The sequence below is a fragment of the Pseudomonas sp. P4_C8 genome (genome assembly GCF_056401975.1).
The window spans coordinates 102,554-120,298 of the sequence record NZ_JBFUIH010000004.1; the positions used below are offsets into that span (position 1 = coordinate 102,554).

At 58.5% G+C, this 17,745-nt stretch carries 17 protein-coding genes; 5 read left to right on the top strand and 12 right to left on the bottom strand.

The annotated features are described in order from the left end of the window. Window positions 1–32: 32 nt before the first annotated feature. From AC1DWM_RS03515 to astA, 4 genes are all read left to right on the top strand, one after another. Window positions 33–794 carry an ABC transporter ATP-binding protein gene (locus tag AC1DWM_RS03515; protein ID WP_477794629.1) on the top strand — a complete coding sequence of 254 codons (762 nt, stop codon included), beginning with the start codon at window positions 33–35 and terminating at the stop codon, window positions 792–794. A 12-nt stretch (window positions 795–806) separates the two neighbouring features. Next, window positions 807–1,286: an Lrp/AsnC family transcriptional regulator gene (locus tag AC1DWM_RS03520; RefSeq protein ID WP_223513617.1), complete on the top strand. Its 480-nt coding sequence runs from the start codon at window positions 807–809 to the stop codon at window positions 1,284–1,286. Between the two features lie 286 nt (window positions 1,287–1,572). Beyond that, window positions 1,573–2,511 carry a citrulline utilization hydrolase CtlX gene (gene ctlX, locus AC1DWM_RS03525; protein ID WP_223513620.1) on the top strand — a complete coding sequence of 313 codons (939 nt, stop codon included), beginning with the start codon at window positions 1,573–1,575 and terminating at the stop codon, window positions 2,509–2,511. Continuing rightward, complete coding sequence (gene astA, locus AC1DWM_RS03530) at window positions 2,508–3,542, top strand: arginine N-succinyltransferase (protein ID WP_223513623.1); 1,035 nt, start codon at window positions 2,508–2,510, stop codon at window positions 3,540–3,542. Before ctlX ends, astA begins: the two co-directional genes overlap by 4 nt. A gap of 119 nt (window positions 3,543–3,661) precedes the next feature. On the opposite strand, the gene AC1DWM_RS03535 is transcribed toward astA, so the two are convergent. From AC1DWM_RS03535 to argH, 9 genes are all read right to left on the bottom strand, one after another. Further along, window positions 3,662–4,369 carry an HPP family protein gene (locus tag AC1DWM_RS03535; RefSeq protein ID WP_223513627.1) on the bottom strand — a complete coding sequence of 236 codons (708 nt, stop codon included), beginning with the start codon at window positions 4,367–4,369 and terminating at the stop codon, window positions 3,662–3,664. 161 nt (window positions 4,370–4,530) lie between these two features. Next, a complete protein-coding gene (locus AC1DWM_RS03540) occupies window positions 4,531–5,709 on the bottom strand; it encodes an MFS transporter (RefSeq protein WP_223513630.1) in 1,179 nt (392 codons plus the stop codon). Window positions 5,710–5,875: 166 nt separating this feature from the next. Further along, complete coding sequence (locus AC1DWM_RS03545) at window positions 5,876–7,225, bottom strand: MmgE/PrpD family protein (protein WP_477794630.1); 1,350 nt, start codon at window positions 7,223–7,225, stop codon at window positions 5,876–5,878. Beyond that, window positions 7,222–8,109: a polysaccharide deacetylase family protein gene (locus tag AC1DWM_RS03550; protein WP_477794631.1), complete on the bottom strand. Its 888-nt coding sequence runs from the start codon at window positions 8,107–8,109 to the stop codon at window positions 7,222–7,224. Before AC1DWM_RS03550 ends, AC1DWM_RS03545 begins: the two co-directional genes overlap by 4 nt. Beyond that, window positions 8,102–8,950, bottom strand: a complete 849-nt coding sequence (locus AC1DWM_RS03555; RefSeq protein ID WP_223513637.1) for a polysaccharide deacetylase family protein — start codon at window positions 8,948–8,950, stop codon at window positions 8,102–8,104. Before AC1DWM_RS03555 ends, AC1DWM_RS03550 begins: the two co-directional genes overlap by 8 nt. 190 nt (window positions 8,951–9,140) lie before the next feature. Further along, window positions 9,141–9,965, bottom strand: coding sequence for an ABC transporter substrate-binding protein (locus AC1DWM_RS03560; protein WP_223513639.1), 825 nt, complete (start codon window positions 9,963–9,965; stop codon window positions 9,141–9,143). 53 nt (window positions 9,966–10,018) lie between these two features. After that, window positions 10,019–10,783, bottom strand: a complete 765-nt coding sequence (locus AC1DWM_RS03565) for an amino acid ABC transporter ATP-binding protein (protein ID WP_223513642.1) — start codon at window positions 10,781–10,783, stop codon at window positions 10,019–10,021. Window positions 10,784–10,793: 10 nt separating this feature from the next. Further along, a complete protein-coding gene (locus tag AC1DWM_RS03570; RefSeq protein ID WP_223513644.1) occupies window positions 10,794–11,672 on the bottom strand; it encodes an amino acid ABC transporter permease in 879 nt (292 codons plus the stop codon). A 151-nt stretch (window positions 11,673–11,823) separates the two neighbouring features. Then, entirely contained in the window at window positions 11,824–13,251 is a 1,428-nt protein-coding gene (argH, locus tag AC1DWM_RS03575; protein WP_477794632.1) for an argininosuccinate lyase, read from the bottom strand. 308 nt (window positions 13,252–13,559) lie between these two features. Between argH and AC1DWM_RS03580 the strand changes: the two genes are divergently transcribed. Next, complete coding sequence (locus AC1DWM_RS03580; RefSeq protein WP_477794633.1) at window positions 13,560–14,525, top strand: LysR family transcriptional regulator; 966 nt, start codon at window positions 13,560–13,562, stop codon at window positions 14,523–14,525. Between the two features lie 350 nt (window positions 14,526–14,875). On the opposite strand, the gene AC1DWM_RS03585 is transcribed toward AC1DWM_RS03580, so the two are convergent. From AC1DWM_RS03585 to AC1DWM_RS03595, 3 genes are all read right to left on the bottom strand, one after another. After that, a complete protein-coding gene (locus AC1DWM_RS03585) occupies window positions 14,876–15,607 on the bottom strand; it encodes a DUF4225 domain-containing protein (RefSeq protein ID WP_477794634.1) in 732 nt (243 codons plus the stop codon). Then, window positions 15,595–16,089: an Hcp family type VI secretion system effector gene (locus AC1DWM_RS03590; protein ID WP_223513655.1), complete on the bottom strand. Its 495-nt coding sequence runs from the start codon at window positions 16,087–16,089 to the stop codon at window positions 15,595–15,597. Before AC1DWM_RS03590 ends, AC1DWM_RS03585 begins: the two co-directional genes overlap by 13 nt. A 116-nt stretch (window positions 16,090–16,205) precedes the next feature. After that, a complete protein-coding gene (locus tag AC1DWM_RS03595; protein WP_477794653.1) occupies window positions 16,206–17,741 on the bottom strand; it encodes an ArnT family glycosyltransferase in 1,536 nt (511 codons plus the stop codon). Between the last annotated feature and the right edge of the window lie 4 nt (window positions 17,742–17,745).

The window sequence follows — 17,745 nt, forward strand, 5'->3', positions numbered from 1 at the left end:
TCGAGGCCGGCGCGGCTGCAGGAGTTTTCCGCATGTACAAACTCACGGTTGAAAATCTGTATAAACGTTTTGGTGACAATGAAGTGCTCAAGGGCGTCTCGTTGAATGCACGGGCAGGGGACGTGGTGAGCATGATCGGCGCCAGCGGATCGGGTAAGAGCACCATGCTGCGCTGCATCAACTTTCTGGAGCGCGCGGACGAAGGCGCCATCGAACTGGACGGCGAGCGCATCATCACGCGCAAGGGCGCCGGCGGTATGCGCGTCGCGCATCCGGCGCAATTGCAGCGTCTGCGCACGCGGTTGGCGATGGTGTTTCAGCACTTCAACCTGTGGAGTCACCTGACGGTGCTGGAGAACATCGTATTGGCGCCGTGTCGGGTGCTGGGGGTGAGTCGCAAGGCTGCCGAAGACAGCGCGCGGGCCTATCTGGACAAGGTCGGCTTGCCGCAACGGGTCGCCGATCAATACCCGGCATTTCTGTCTGGCGGGCAGCAACAGCGTGTCGCGATTGCCCGGGCATTGGCCGTGGAACCGGAGATTCTTCTGTTTGACGAACCGACCTCGGCACTCGATCCGGAACTGGTGGGCGAGGTGTTGAAGGTGATTCAGGCGCTGGCCGAAGAAGGCCGCACGATGTTGATGGTGACCCACGAAATGGGCTTCGCCAGGCAAGTGTCCAGCCAAGTGTTGTTCTTGCATCAGGGACGGGTTGAGGAGCAGGGTGATGCAACGATGCTCGATCAGCCCAAGAGTGAACGTTTACAGCAATTCCTATCGGGTCGTTTGAAGTGAGGCAAGAAGTACATGTCGGAAATCCGCGATCTGTCGATCGTGCTTGATCGTATCGATCAGGCAATCATCGAGGTGTTGCGCCATGACGGGCGCATCACTTATCAAAAGCTTTCCGAGCGCGTTCACCTGACGCCCAGGCCCTGCCTGGAACGGGTGCGCAAGCTCGAGCAGCTCGGGGTTATCCGTGGTTACGGCGCGATTCTCGATGAGAAGAAACTAACGCCCGGCTTATCGTTGCTGGTGTTGGTGGCGCTGTCGAACCAGAGCGGGCGGGCGGCGCAAAAGGCGTTCGAGGCCAAAGTCCGTGCCTGCCCGCAGGTGCTGGAATGTCGCTTGATCAGCGGCGCGTTCGACTACAGCCTGCGCATGCGTTGCCGGGACATGGAGCATTACCGGGTGCTGACCGAAGTCTGGTTTGACGATCCGGATTTGCACATCGACAAGTTGGTGAGCCATCCGGAACTGGCGATGGTCAAGACCACGATGGAATAAARCCGCCCACGATCGTTGTAGCAGCTGCCGAGCCTGCGAGGCTGCGTTCGGCCGCGCAGCGGTCGTGAAATCAGGCGGCGCGATGTTTCAGTAAAACCGAGTGCACAGGGTTTACGACGACTTCGTCGCCGAACGCAGCCTCGCAGGCTCGGCAGCTGCTACAGAATCGGCTGGTGGATCGTGAATCTTCAGCCGTTTTCATCATCCCGCACCCCCTTATCAACCGGGTTTTCCGCGCGCCGAAACAGACAATGAGTCCCTCTCAACCCTCATTGAAGCCGTGCCCATGCAAACCACCAATACCGTTTTGATGATTCGCCCGACACGTTTCTCCTTTAATCAGGACACGGCGGCGAACAACCGTTTCCAGCGTCCGGCAGCGATGTCGGAGGATGTCCAGCTCAAAGCCCTGCAAGAGTTCGATGGCTACGTCGCCGCGTTGCGTGAGCATGGCGTCGAAGTCGTGGTTCACAACGATCGCGAAGCGCCGCATACCCCGGACTCGATCTTCCCAAACAACTGGTGGAGCAGCCACCCGGACGGCACGTTGGTGCTGTACCCGATGCAGGGCCATAACCGCCGGCTGGAACGGGACAAAGGGGTACTCGATTGGTTGCGTGACGAGTATCGGGTGGAGCAGATGCTGGACCTTTCCAGCCTCGAACAGCAGGAAGTGTTCCTGGAAGGCACCGGCAGCATGGTGCTGGATCGTCAGCAACGGATTTGCTACGCCGGTTATTCCACGCGCACCCATGCGCGTGCGCTGGATCAGTTGGTCGATCATCTGGGGTATGAACTCTGCGCTTTCAACGCGGTTGACCGCCAGGGTGTCGCGATTTACCACACCAACGTGATGATGAGTGTCGGCACGCGGCTGGCCGTGGCTTGCCTTGAGTCTGTCACACAACCCGGCGAGCGCCAGGCCTTGCATAAACGGCTGGAAGACAGCGGCAAGCAAGTCATCGCCCTGAACTGGGCGCAGCTGGAATCCTTCGCCGGCAACATGCTGGAAGTTCACAACACCGCGGGCGAACCCGTGCTGGTGATGTCGCGCACGGCCTGGCAATCGCTGGATGCCGGCCAGCGCCGCTTGATCGAAACCCACACCACACCGCTGCCGGTGAATATCGACACCATTGAACGCATTGGCGGTGGCAGCGCTCGCTGCATGCTGGCCGAAGTCTTCCTGCCCAAACACTTTGCTGCCAAGGAGCAACTGCAATGATCGTGCGTCCCGCCACACCCGCAGACTTGCCGGCACTGCTGGCCCTGGCCCATAGCGCCGGTACCGGCTTGACCACTTTACCCGCCGATGCGACGCGTTTGCGCCAGCGTCTGGAATGGGCCGCGAAAACCTTCTCGGGCAAGGCCGAACGGGCCGATGCCGACTATCTGTTTGTGCTGGAGAACGACCAGCACGAAGCCATCGGCATTTGTGCGCTGGCCGGTGCCGTCGGCCTGCGTGAGCCCTGGTACAACTATCGGCTGGGTCTGTTTGTCGCCGCCTCGAAAAATCTCGGGATCAATCAGCAACTGCCGACCTTGTTCCTGGGCAACGACATGACCGGCCATTCGGAGTTGTGTTCGCTGTTCTTGCATGCCGATCACCGAAGCGGGCTGAACGGCCGGTTGCTGTCCAAGGCGCGGTTCCTGTTTCTGGCGGAGTTTCGCCAGCACTTCGGCGACAAGGTCATCGCCGAGATGCGCGGCTACTCGGACGAAGACGGTGTATCACCATTTTGGGAAGGCCTGGGGCGGCACTTCTTCAAGATGGACTTCGCTGATGCCGACTACCTCACGGGCCTTGGCAACAAGACATTCATTGCCGAACTGATGCCCAAGTTTCCGCTGCCGACCTGCTTGCTACCCGAAGCGGCACGAACGGCGATCGGCCGGGTGCATCCCAACACCGAACCGGCGTTGGGCATGCTCAAGGCTGAAGGTTTCGAGCATCGCGACTACATCGACATCTTCGACGGTGGACCGCTGATCGAATGCGCCACCGGGGATATCCGTGCGGTGCGTGACAGCCAGGTGCTGCAATTGAGCATCGGCACCCCGGGAGAGCAGGCTGCGACTTATCTGATTCATAACCGCCAATTTGCCGAGTGCCGGATTACGGCGGCACCGGCGCGAGTGGCGGCGGGTACGTTGATTGTGGATGCGCAGACGGCGAAAACCCTGGGTCTGAGTGCGGGTGCGTCGGTGCGTGCGGTGAGCCTGGCGGTGCCAGTGCGGCAATTGTCAGCGGCCTGATTTTTTAACCTGCACCGAACCTGTGGGAGCGAGCCTGCTCGCGAAAGCGGAGTGACAGCCAACTTCGATGTTGAATAGTCGTACGCTTTCGCGAGCAGGCTCGCTCCCACAAGGATTCGTCAGATTCTGTTTCTGAGTACTTCGCTGATACTGCGCCGCTTGGCGTGCAATTCACTGGCATGAATCAGTTGTTCGAGGTCTTCAGGGGTGACGTCGAAGAACGCTTCCATGTCTGCCAACGCCAGTTTCAGGTCCTGGGCGGTGATCGCCTGGTTGTCGATGGGCGGGTGGTCGGCGGGTATCACGGCCACCGGTTCGCTGGCGCGTTTCGGGTAGCGGATGCGCGTCAGGTTGTTGTAGGCCAGGGCGCTGAGCAGCATCGCTGAGGCGCCGAGCATCACCGGGCCGAGGGCTTTCCAGTCCATGGCGATGGTGGCCGGGTCGGCCAACACCAGCGTCAACGCCAAAGCGCCGGCTGGTGGATGCAGGCAACGCAGCCAGCACATCAGAATCAGCGCCATGCCCGCCGCCAGACAGGCACTGCCGAGGGTTCGTCCAAGCACGTGGGCGACCAGCAGCGAAATCACCCCGGCGCTCAGATAGCCGCCAAGAATCGACCACGGCTGGGCGAGGGCGCCGGAGGACACGGCGAACAGCAACACCGCCGAAGCGCCCAGTGGACCGATCAGGTGCAGTGCCACATCGATGCCAAACACTTGCCCGCAAACCCAGACGCTGAGCATCGTACCTAGGGCCATGCCGATGGCGGCGCGGCTCCATTCGGAAGGTCGGGTGTTAATGGCGGCAGGCAACCAGCGAGCGAGCATGATGAAATCGATCCGTAGGCAAAAACTTGAGCAAAAAAAAAGGCTTGGCTGGGATACCCAGAAAGCCCTTGAAGTTGTTCCAACTATTGGGGGAGGAACGGGGCACAGTGTGCCGTTGATTCCAGACTCTTACAAATTCATATTAATGAGGCTTCAGTGCATTAATTTTGCAGTATGGCGACCCGCCGTCCGCTCATGAAACAGAGGAAACCACCCATCGCGGTCAGTGTGCTCAGGGCATAGAACATCGTGGGCGCGGGCGTGTGCATCAGCAGGAAGCCGCAGATCACCGGGCTCAGTGCGCCGCCGAGCGCTGCGAGGTTCTGTGCACCGTAATAGCTGCCGCGTAGTTCTTCCGGGGCCAGGGTGTCGACGAAGAGGAATTCGGCGGGGTAAATGATCATCTCGCCGAGGGTGAAGATGAACATGGCCACACACCACGACACCAGGCTATCGGCCAGGCTGAAGCCGATTAATCCGACGATAAACAGGCTGGTGCCGCCGGCGATCCAATAGCGCAGTTGTTCTCGCTTGAGAAACCGGCCGATCTGGTATTGCAGCAGGATCACGCTGATGGCGTTGCATGCGAGCAGGGCGGCCATGGTGTCCAGGGCCCGTTTGGAGTCGTGGGTCACCAGAAGGTATTGCGAAAGGTACAGGGTGAACCGGCCGTGCACCACGGTACTGAGCAGGCAACCACAGGTGAACATGATCAATGTGCGGTCGTTTTTCAGGGTGGTCAGCGTTTTGAGAAAGCTCTGGGGCTGACCGATGGCGGGTGCCGGGGCCGAGTCCTTGGGAATCCCGATCATCAGGAAGATGCTGAAAAACGCGATGCCGCCGGCAATCAAAAACGGCGCAATCGGGTACACGCCGGCAATCACCACGCCGAGCATCGGCCCGGTGGCATAGCCGATGTTGGTCAAGGTGTAGCGCAGCGAAAAGGCCTTGGCGCGCTGGCCCATGGGCAGGTTTTCGCTGAGGATCGCCTTCGATCCGATCAGGAACAGCGCGGAGGCGGTTTCGGTAATCACCAGTGTGGCGGTGGTCAGGTAGAGGTTTTCGGCGAACGTCAGCAATACAAAGCCGATGGCACTTGAGAGCATGGCGAGGATCAGCAGGCGGCGCTTTTCGAGGCGGTCGATGATGTAGCCGCCGTAAAGCGCGAGCAGGGTCGCGATGAATACCGCGATACCCAGCAGCAGACCGACGTCCTGTTGGTTGAGGCCGAGTTTGTTGCTCAGGAACAGCGTGAGCAGCGGGCTGGTGATGGCTCGGCTGACGACAATTGTCAGGGACACGATCATCAACCGGCGGATAACGAGCGAGTAAGTAACCACGGTGGGGCAAATGTCCTTATTTAGTTACTGTAGTGTTCGCCGAGGGACCGAGTTGCGGCCAATCGCGAGCAGGTCGAATCGTCGCACCGTCGCTCCCACAGGGGGACGCATTCCAATGGTGGGAGTGAGCCTGCTCGCGATGGCGTCAGCCGATTCAACACCTTGATCAACCCAGCCACCGATCCAGCGAACGAACCGATTCCATCTCATCCAGCCGCCACAACTGCCCAAGCAACTCTGTCGCCTGCTCCTGCGACATCACCCGCCCAGCCAGACTGAAAAATTTCTGTTCCAGCGCCGCATCACTCAGCGGATTGCCCGGTGCACCCAGCGGCAATTGAACACACAGGCTCGCCTGCCGACCGTCCACGGTTCGCAAGCTGACGACGGGCTCGCCATCCTCTGACAACTGCGGGTCCACTTCAAGGCAAATGCGCGACATCCAGTGCGCGATGCGCGGATCTTTACGCTGTGCCTCGTCATACGCTTGCAGCCGGCAATGACCGTGAACCAAGCGTGCAGCCAGGGCATACGGCAAGCTCATCTGCGCCGCCGCCAGTGTGCTCACCTCCTGGCCACCGCACATATTTTGAAGAAACTCGCACAGCAAAACATGAATGTCTTCCACTTGATCGACTTCAACCTGCAATTGATCCAGCAACAGCCCCAATGCGTCGATGGCTGAATGTGTTCCCCGGCAAGAGGCGTAAGGCTTGATCGAGCAGCGGGCGAGTTTCCAGACGACGCCGAGATCTGCATCCAGCGCCTCTGGTTGAGACGTCACACCGGCGAGGGTTTTCAGAAACCCGCCCCAGACATCATCGAACAACATCGTCGGCCCGCTGATGCCTTGTTGGGCAAACCGCGTCGCCAGCAATCCACCTTCAGCGGCGCGGCCACTGTGCAGTTTTTTGCTGTGAGAACCGTCGTGGATAAAGGCCCACAACCCGCCACTGAAACTGCCGGCGATGCCCAGCGCCGATAACGTTTGCTGAATATCCAGGCGCAGAATCCGTGCGCTCGCCGCAGCGGCGCCGAAGACACCGCACGTTGCGGTGGAATGCCACCCCGCGCCGTTGTGCGCCGAATAACCGCCGCAGGCTTCGAGCACCCGACGGCCGACTTCGTAGCCGATGACCACGGCGGTGATCAATTCGCGGCCGCTCACAGGGGTTGGCGACATCGATACCGCAGCCATGACCGCCGGCAGCACCACCGCGCCGGAATGGTCACAGCCACCGGTGTCGTCCAGTTCCAGGGCATGGGCAGCGACTCCGTTGAGCATGGCCGCCTGAATAGCCCCGACCCGCTGTCCAGTGCCCCAGACCAGGGTTTCGCCGGTTTCACCGGCGAATACGTGCTGTGCCAGTTTCGCCACGTCACTGATAGAACCGGCCAACGTCGCACCGAAGGTATCGAGGATGTGCCGTTTGGCTTGCGCCACCAAGGCCGGTGGCAAGTCCTCATAGCGTGTATCGACGCAAAACTGCGCCAGTCGATGCATGCGTTCGGTCATATCAAGTAGTCCCGATAATGGCGCTCATACACGCAGGCCGGGTGGTCCTCGGTCACTGCCTGTGCCGAGTCAGCCCACCATTGTGCGACCTCACCGGCCGTGGCGATCCACACGTCATCGTGCTGCTGAATGCCCTCAAGCAATTCGCGCAGCACACCGATTCGTCCCGGCGTGGCAATGATCTCCGGGTGCAACCGCAGCACGTAGCACAGACCAAACCGGTGGAATCCGGCGAAATCCATTTGCAGGTTGCCCAGGGTGTGGCTGTAAGAAGCGATCCGTGATTGTGCGGGGGGCACGGCGGGGCTGAGGTTGAAGGCGAAGTAGGGCTCGTCTTCCATTTCATAGTGCAGCGGTAGTTCAATGACGTCGGGCGCGGTCGGGTGCGCGAACGGCAAGTCATCGCCACGCCACGACGAGGACCAGCGAATGCCATGATCCCTCAATGCCTCGATGAAACCCGGCGCACCGTTGCCGGCCGGGATGCGAAATCCCGTTGGGCGCTGGCCAGTCAGCGCCATCAGCGCCGCGCAACCTTTGGCTATCTCGGCGCTCTGTTGGGCGAGATCGAGCGTGTCGTAGTTCTGATGGCGATAGCCTGAACAGGCGATTTCATGCCCGCCTGCCTGAATCGCGCGGATGTGCTCGGGGTTTTCCTCGGCGACGATGCCCGGAATGCACCAACTGCTGGACACCCCCAATTCCTTGAATAAACCAAGCAAACGCTCGACACCGCGCTGGGTGCCATAACGCCAGACGGACAGCGTCTTGTCGCGCCCGGCTACTTCAGGCGCCTGAGTCAGAATGCCGTGGATGTCGTTGTAATCAACGGTCAACACAACGGCGCAGCGCTTGCTTTTGGGCCAGACAGTGGAATCAGCCATGGTGATGCTCCTTCAGCCACCACTGGGCGACATCGCGGCACGTGGCGAACCACACGTCATCGCGCTGGCGCATGTGTTCGAAGAGTTTTTCCAGTAACAGGATTCGCCCCGGTTTACCGGTGATCTTGGGGTGGAACAGGGTGGTCAGGCACAGGCCTTCGTTCATCGCGCCATCGTATTCGCGACACCAGTTGTCGAGCGTCAGCTCATAGCTGGCGGTGCGATCCAGGCCGCAAGGGAAGTCCGGGGCGCGGGTGTAGGCGAGGGAGGCGTAATCGTCCATTTCCCAGCGACCGGGGATTTCCACCAGTGGCGTGTCGTGGCCGGGCACTTTCACCAGATACGGCCGGTCATCGCCGCGCATGCTGCTGGAATAGGTCACGCCGGCTTCAACCAGCATCGCCGGGGTCTCGGCGCGCCAATCGCCGGAGGGAGTGCGGAAGCCTTCGGCGCGGATGGCCAGGTGCTTCCAGAACACCTCGCGGGATTTCTTCATAACGTCCTTTTGCTGGTCCAGCGACAAGGCGTAAAAGGATTCGTGTTTGTAGCCGTGGTAAGCCACCTCATGCCCGCGCTCGACAATCGCCCGGCACTGTTTCGGCCAGTTCTCTACCACCCAGGCCGGAACGAAGAACGTGGTCGGGATCCGGTACTCGTCGAGCACATCGAGGATTCGCGGCAGTGCCCGGTAAGGGCCGTAACCGCCGAAACCGAAGTACTCGGGCTTGTGCCAGATCGAGCCGTTGAGCATGGCATCGCCAGTCGGGCCGTCGAGGTCGAAGGCCAGTGCAAGGCAGGCTTTGTGCTGGTCTGGCCAGGTGGGTTGCAGCGAGGAGGACATCAGTGGCACTCCGCAAAATTAAGGTTGAAACACCCGTAGCAGCTGTCGAGCCTGCGAGGCTGCGTCCGGCGGCGTAGCCGTCGTAAAACAGGCAACGCGGTCCTTCAGGCAAACCGCGTGCATTGGATTTGCGAGGACTTCGTCCTCGAACGCAGCCTCGCAGGCTCGGCAGCTGCTACAGATCAGCGTGTTATTTGCCGGCGTTGATGGTCACCGTCTTGATCGCGCCCAGTTCCAGGTCCCATTTCTTCAAAATGGTCTGGTAGCTGCCGTCATCAATCATGCTCTGCAACGCAACCTTCACCGATTCACTCAACTCAGGCTTTTTCTTGCTCACGCCCAACCCGGTGAACTGCACGGAAATCGGCAGGCCCAGGGTTTTGTACATGTCCTTTTCCTGAGTCTTGAGGTACGGCAGGGTCTCGCTGCCCTGCATCGCCGCGTCAATACGGCTCTGACGCAGTTGCGCGCGGGCATCGGCCGAACCTTCGGTGCCGATCACATTGATCGCAGGCTTGCCGGCTGCTTCGCAGTTGGTTTTGCTCCACTCTGCGATTTCCGCCGGGAACGTGGTGCGGCGGCTGGTGCCGACTTTCTTGCCGCACAGGTCGGTGATTTCGTTGAAGTCCTTGTTCTTCTGCAAGGTGTAGAACTGTGGACCGCTGGTGAAGTAGTCAACGAAGGTCACGCTGGCCTGACGCTCGGCGGTGTCGGTCATGCCGGACATCACCATGTCCACGCGGTCGGTAGTCAGCGCGTTGATCATTTGTTCGAAACCGGTTTCCTGCCATTTGATCTTCACGCCCAGACGCTCGGCCAGGGCATTGCCCAAGTCATAGTCGAGGCCGGTGAGGGTGTTGGTGGCAGGGTCTTTGAAATCCATTGGCGGGTAGTTCGGCATGATCGCTACCACGATCTCGCCCTTTTCCTTGATGCTGGCCGGCAATTCGGCCGCCACGGTGAAGCCTGAGGCCATAACGCTTGCGAGTACTGCTGGAATAACGAAGTTCTTCATGGTCGTTCTCTTATGAGTGTTGTTACGCAGCTCTTGGTTTCTGAGACTGGCGCTTAGGTTCGAACGGCAGAAATGAAGCTTTGGGTGCGCGGGTTTTGCGGACTTATTAGTATTTCTTCGGGGCTTCCAGCCTCCACGATCTGTCCTTCGTCCATGAACACCATGCGGTTGGAAACCTCGCGAGCGAAGCCCAGTTCATGGGTGACGACGATCATGGTCATGCCGGTTTGCGCCAGATCGCGCATGACCGACAGCACCTCACCGACCAGTTCCGGGTCGAGTGCCGAAGTGGGTTCATCGAACAGCATCAGCTTGGGGCGCATGGCCAGGGCACGGGCAATGGCCACGCGTTGTTGCTGCCCCCCCGAAAGCTCGATCGGGTAACTGTTGCGTTTGTCGGCCAAGCCGACGCGGGCGAGCAGTTCCACGGCTTCTTCGTGCGCCTCTTTGGGCGAACGCTTGAGCACCTGGCACGGCCCTTCGATGATGTTTTGCAGCACAGTCATGTGCGGGAACAGGTTGAAACGCTGGAACACCATGCCGGTGGCCAGGCGTTGACGGGCAATTTGCGACTCGTTGAGTTCATGCAGTTTGTTGCCGACGATCCGGTAACCCACCAGTTCGCCGTCGACCCACAGGCCGCCCTTGTCGATTTTTTCCAGCTGGTTGACGCAACGCAGCAAAGTACTTTTGCCGGAGCCGGACGGGCCAATGATGCATAGCACTTCGCCTTGCTCGACCTCGATGTTGATGTCCTTGAGCGCGTGGAAATGGTCGTAGTACTTGTTGAGGCTCACGGCCTTGACGATGCTTCTCATGTGGGGTTCCTCAAGAACGCTTGCCGGCGCCGCGAGCGAAACGACGCTCCAGACGGCTTTGACCAAAGGAGAGCACGGTGACCGTGGCCAGGTACCAGATACCGGCGACGATCAGCAGCTCCATCACGCGGGCGTTGGCGTAGTAGATGTTCTGGGCGTTGTAGAGCAGTTCCGAGTACTGGATAACGCTCGCCAGGGAGGTCATTTTCACCATGCCGATGAACTCGTTACCGACCGGCGGAATGATGATGCGCATGGCCTGCGGCAGAATGATTCGGCGCAGTGCTTGCAGGCGCGGCATACCGATCGACTTGGCGGCTTCGTATTGACCGGTGTCCACCGACAGCAGTCCGGCGCGCACCACTTCAGCGGTGTAGGCGCCCTGGTTGATGCTCAAGCCGAGCAGGGCGGCCGCGAACGGCGTCATCAGGCTCACGGTGTCCATTTCGAACAGGCCGGGGATGCCGATGGTGGGGAAAATCAACGCCAGGTTGAACCACAACAGCAGCTGCAGGATCAGCGGCGTGCCGCGAAACAGCCAGGTGTAAGTCACTGCCACGTAGCGCAGGATCGGGTTGGCCGACATGCGCATGACGGCGGTGATCACCCCGAAAATAATGCCCAGCGCCATCGCCAGCACGGCCATGACGATGGTGTTGAGCAAGCCCCACATGATCGCTTGGGACGTCAGGAACTGGCCGATGTACGACCATTCGATCTTGCCTTCGGCAAAGGCCCGCACCAGTGCGAGAATGGCGATGACGATGACGGTGGCAAAGAAAATCCGCCCGTAATAACGCCGTGGCACATGCTGGTACTGAGTGATGTCGAACTGGTTTTCTGCCAGTTTGCGCTCCGACTGGAGTCGTTCTGCCTGGGTCTGGCTCATGTTGTTTCTCCGTACGCTGGTGTATCAGGTCAAGCACAATCCCCGTAGGAGCCGAGCTTGCTCGCGATGGCTGTGTGTCAGACAACATCAGTGCTGAATGTCAGACCGCTATCGCGAGCAAGCTCGGCTCCTACAGGTTTTTCGTTGTCGATCAGAGCCGGAAACCTTGATAGTTCTCGGTCCATTCGTGCTGCGCGGCGAGGGCGTTTTTCAGGCGGCCGATCTGCTCGCGTACCTGTTGCGGCGCGGTGCCGCCCCAGCCACTGCGTGCGGCGATGGCGGCTTCCAGCGTCAGGCTGTCACGCACTTCAGGCGTCAGGCGCGGGTCGATCTCGGCCAGCAGCGCCGGCGAGGCTTCCCACAATTCGATGTCGTGTTTCTCGCAAGCCTGGACCAGCGCGCCGGTAATCTCATGCGCTTCCTTAAACGGTACGCCGCGCATCGCCAGCCAGTCAGCGACTTCGGTAGCGAGAGTGAAGCCGAGCGGTGCCTGTCGTCGCAATTCTTCGACGTTGACCTTCATGGTCGCGACCATCCCGGCCATGGCTGGCAATACCAGCAACAATGTGTCGACGCTGTCGAGCACGCCGTTTTTGTCTTCGCTCAAGTCGCGGTTGTATGACAGCGGCAACGATTTCAGCGTGGAGAGCAGGCCGGTCAGGTTACCGATCAAACGCCCTGCCTTGCCCCGGGCCAGTTCGGCGATGTCCGGGTTTTTCTTCTGCGGCATGATCGAACTGCCGGTGGCATAGGCATCGTCCAGGGCGACCCAGCGGAATTGCCGCGATGACCACAGGCAGAATTCTTCGGCGAGGCGGGAAATGTTGATCCCGAGCATGCTCGCAATAAACAGGAACTCGGCAACGTGATCGCGGCTGGCGACGGCGTCGATGGAGTTTTCGCAGACGCCGCTGTAGCCCATTTCCCTGGCCGACTGCTGCGGCAGCCGAGCGATGGCGGAACCGGCCATGGCGGCGGCGCCGAGTGGCGACAGTGAGGTGCGCACGTCCCAATCCACCAGGCGTTGCACGTCACGCAGCATCGATTGGGCGTGGGCCAGCAAGTGGTGAGCGAAGACGATCGGCTGCGCTTGTTGCAGGTGAGTGAAACCAGGGCAGATGCTTTCAATGTGTTGCTCGGCCTGATCGACCAGTGCCTGTTGCAGGGCCAGCACTTCAACGGCCAGGGTGCGGACGTGATCACGCAGGAACAGGCGCAGGTCGTTGGCGGTCTGGTCGTTGCGCGAGCGGCCGGCGCGCAGCTTGCCACCCAAGGCACCGAGGCGTTCGGTCAGCAGACGCTCGATGAAGGTGTGGACGTCTTCATCGTCTAGCGTCGGTGCAATGCGGCCGGCGCGGAAGTCATCACCGATGCGCTCCAGCGCTTCGAGCATGGTGAGGGTTTCTTGCTCGTCCAGCAGCCCGGCACGTTGCAGTTCACGGGCATGCGCCTTGGAACCGGCGAGGTCGTAAGGGGTGAGGCGAAAGTAGCGCTCAGGGCAACGGGACAGGGCCGCGAGGGCTTCGGACGGGCCGCTTTTGAAGCGAGCACCCCAGAGACGGTCGGTGGTTTGGGACATTGTTGTTTTCCTCGTCGGTAAAGCGAACTGAAATCGGTATGCCGGGCCCGGAACACGCGTCGAAAATCATTCGGGCGAGGTTCGGCCTAATCAATAATTCAAGGGCAGGGGATAAGCGCAGTTGCGAAGTCACGAGAGCTGATCGAAGTGTCAGCTTTTAGTCGTTGGACATCAGTGCGTTGGCACTGAAGTACGGAATTTATTGGCGGTTGCCAAGCCTGGTTTTCTGTGGTCATTATTATTTACCGGCACTATTTTTGTTGTTGGACACAGATTGTTGAATACGGCGCCAGAGGTAAATAAGCATTATGGAAACCCCACTTTCCAATTCCGGAAACCCGCCGCCAAAACCGCTGCAACGGGCGCCGCTGGCCCTAAGTGGGCTGGATTTCAAACTGCTTAAAGTATTCAAGGCGGTGGTCGAGGCCGGGGGCTTTAGTGCGGCGCAAAACGAGCTGAATGTGGGGCTGGCGGCCATCAGCAAACAGATCTCCGACCTGGAAATCCGTATCGGCATGCGCCTGTGTACCCGGGGTCGAGAAGGCTTTCATCTGACCGAAGAAGGCAGTTTGGTGTATCAGGCGTCGATCGACTTGTTTGCCTCGGTCGACAACTTTCGAGATCGCCTTAGTTCAGCACAAAACGAACTAATCGGCGATCTGGGTGTGGGGGTTATTGATAATACGATTTCCGATGCTAATTCACCGTTAGTTGCAGCGCTTAGACGAATTAACGAAGAGTCACCGAAAGTAAGGTTTCAACTTCAGGCTTCTCAACTGGATGAGGTGGAAAGGGGTGTAGTAGAGGGGCGATTAGTGGCGGGCATCGTGCCGGTGTATCAAAAAAGAGAGGAATTTGATTACTACGCGCTGTATGAAGAACGCTCGGAAGTTTATTGCGCCGTCGGTCACCCGTTGTTTTCGACACCGGAGGCCGAAATGGGCAACGATGTGCTCAGGCACCATGAGTGCATAAACCATCGTTACGCGATTCATCGGGACAAGCTGAACTTCGCTCACTACGACAGTTTCTCGGCGTCCGCCACCCAGGTGGAGGCCGTGGCGCTGTTGATCAAGACGGGGCGGTTCGTAGGTTTCCTTCCGCAGCATTTCGCCGCAGACATGGTCGCTAAAGGGCAATTTCGCGCCGTACGCCCGGACCTGATCAACATCGTTACGCCGTTCAATTTGATCCTGCGTCACAACACGGTACGTAGTCCGTTAGTTAAGGCGTTTGCGCAGGCGTTGGGTGTGGATTTGAAAGCGGCGGTTTGAAAGTCAAATATATCTAACGTGTAAATCAGGACAATTGTAGACAGCGCATCGGGGGCTGGAATGCCCAAGTAAGTTAAGTTTTCTTCGTTGAGTTAAGGCGGAGTGCCAACTGATTTTTTATTGTTATCATTTTCCTTGTAATGCTTCCCGAAGTTTTTTAGGGAAGGCTACTAAAAAATAAACTGATAAGCCGGAAAAACAAATGATGCCAGCCAGTCTGGAAATCATATAATTCATCTCTATAAAGTAAGTAATTATGGATAAAATAACCATGGTGTGGAAGCCGGCACAAGCAATGACCAATAGATAAATTCGAACGGAAAATATTATGCTTTGTATTTTTGCAATAATCATTGGTTAGCCCTGTCTTTGTTTTTCCATTCTTTATATATTCCTTGTGTGGTTATTGTGTCGGCAGTGCGTTCCAATAAAAGCACAGGGGTAGGTGTGTTTTTATATGCGCGAACATAATCTGTTCGTGCGTATCTAAATAGTCGCCATGCGTCAGGCTTCAATACGAGTCTTCCAGCGCCATATATAGACATCCCGACGTCGAGGGAGCCATAGGCGATGTTTCCTTCACGCTCCGTATATTTAAATGACTTGGCCACTGCTTGATATCCTTTTCTAATCGGTCCTTCAGTGTCGCCGCGGTTCTCTAGGAGATTTCTTCCGTTTTCATAAACATTGTTCGCGCCATGGACCATCATGGGCGTCCCAATAAAAAGACACAGTGTTCCCGCCGACCCATAACAAATTCCGGCACCCGTTGCGAATTGAAGTGTGCCTGCAATCACTCCGACCCCTTTCTGTGCAATCTCCGACGCCTGACTAAGCAAACTACTCTGTTCGCTCTTTATCTCCTCCAATCCCTGATCAGCGCTCTTCCGCCCCTGCGCCACATCATTAACAATTTCCCTCGCGTAGTAAGACACCTCGCGATTGAATTGCAGGCGCAGCGTCCCGTCATTTATATGACGGGCGCCCAGTGTGCATGCTTGTTGAGTCAAGTTTGCTGCGGCCTTACTGACTGCCCAGTAATCGCAACTACTTTCTTCGCAGCGCTCCCTCAACTGTCCCATTCACTGTTCCCCCACGACCCGTGCCCGCTGGTGCCCGCGAGATGGTGTCTCCAGGTAATTTCGCGGTAACGAATAGCCACGTGCTCTTGGGGCTCGACGTCGTTTTGTAAAACAACATGGGGCATATCGAGTGTCAGGTTGGCAATAATGCCGCCTTCGATTTCAATGCTGAAGAATTTCTCCTGAAGACCAAACGAAGAAATTCGATAGAAGTTTATTGCGCAGCTTATTTCTTCTCTGGTTGATAGCGCTTGAGCGAGTAGCGGAGAGGACTTGTCGACGTTCTTTGTGATGACGAGGGGGCTGTGTGTAGGCTTATTGATGTTGCCTATATTGGCCATGTTGTGGCTATAGGACAGCACCATGATTTCGTCTGTATGTCCTGTCTGACATTTATTGCCAATGGATGCTTGAGTGGAACAGCCCGCCGAGATCAGTCCTTGGGTATTGCCTGTGATGGTCATGTAGCCGTGATTGGCCATAGGGGTGCCGCTCCTTTTCGTCGGAGGGGCCCCTTATTGAAAATGTCTCGGGGGGGATGTAGGAGGTTTCCGAGTTTTCGGTGGGACGAGAGTGTTTTACGTAGGGCGTTGCCGCGTTACTGCACTAAGTGCAGCAACACGAAATCGTTCTTGTCGAAACGCCCGCTCAACACCGRCTGCAAGTTACCCAAGGGAGTACCCTGCAAGGCGTTGTAAGCGTTCAGGTCCATCATCAACCACGCAGGTCCGGAGAGACTTTGCAGTTCCGCAATTGAGTCGGTAAACAGCGGCTGCAAGTCATGCGGGATGTTGATCATGAACTTGATGGCCTTGGCGTCTTTGCCCATCCCGTGCAACACCAGCGGCGCCGGCGCTTCCTGAACCTGCTCATAGACGGCAAGGCTGAATGTGCGGGTGTCATAGAGCCGACGCTCAACCGGTTCGAACACGCTCATGTACACAGACCACACCGCCAGCACCGCGCAAAAAGCCAAGGTCTGTGCGCGCCAACGGGGCTTGAACAGCGTGGCAAGAGCGATGACTTGCAACGCACCGAGCAGGATCACGATCGAGCGGATCGACGTCAGTTGCTCGGGAAACCGGCGCTGAGCGACCACCAATCCAACGATCATGAGTATCGGGATCAGCAGCCATAACCCCTGCATCAACCCGCGTAACGCGGCAAACAACCGACCTTGCGCCACCTGGAACGGATACGCCGCGATGATTGCTGCCATCGGCAACATCGGCAGTAGATAGCGGGCCTTTTTCGCCTGTGGAATCGACAACCCGATCATCACAATCAACCCGGCCGCCACGCAGTACTGCAACAGGCGCCATGCCGGACCTGCCTGCCGCGGCTTTGTCAACGCGACCGCCGCCAACACCAGCAAGGCCAGCGGATAGGCGAGCGCATAGTTGCCCATCGAGCTGGTGAAGTAATACAGCACGTCACTGGCGCCTTCGCTACCGTCCATGCGGCCCATGAACTGCATGCGCACCACGTCCTGCATGAAGGCCGGGCCGCCATCGGTATCGGCCAGCCATAACAGTGCGCCGACACACAGCGCCAACAGCGCCGCTGCTGCCAGGCCGAAGCCGAACACGTGGCGCCATTGGCGATTAAGCAAGAAGTAGCTGCACAGGATGCCCGTGGGTACCACCAGCCCAATCGGTCCGCGAACCCCGAAGCCAAGGATCAACAGTGCAAAGATCAGCCACCAACGGCGTCGTGCCGCAAAATGGTCGGCGGCGTAACCCAGGTAAAACACCGAAAACGCGACCGCCGCGAGTATCAGGTCCTGGGACACGGCGCGGGCTTCGGTGATGAACGTGTTCGTCATCAGCATCAAGGCGATGCTGAGCAGCGCCCAGCGTTGCGAGTAGGGCGCCAGCAAGCGGTACATCAACGTGACAATCACCGCACCGGCCAGCGCGCTCGGCAACCAGGCACTGAGGGTGTTGACCTGCCCGAATGGCAGGGACAGCACCCAGATGAACAGTGTCGAGACCGCCGAATAGTCGGCGTAGGGCTGGCCATAGGTGGTTGGAAACACCGATGGCCCGTTACGCAGCATTTCCTGGGCGAACATCACGAATCGCGAGTCGAAACCGATGGCCGCCTGCTGGTAAACCCCGGCACTGAACAGAATCAGT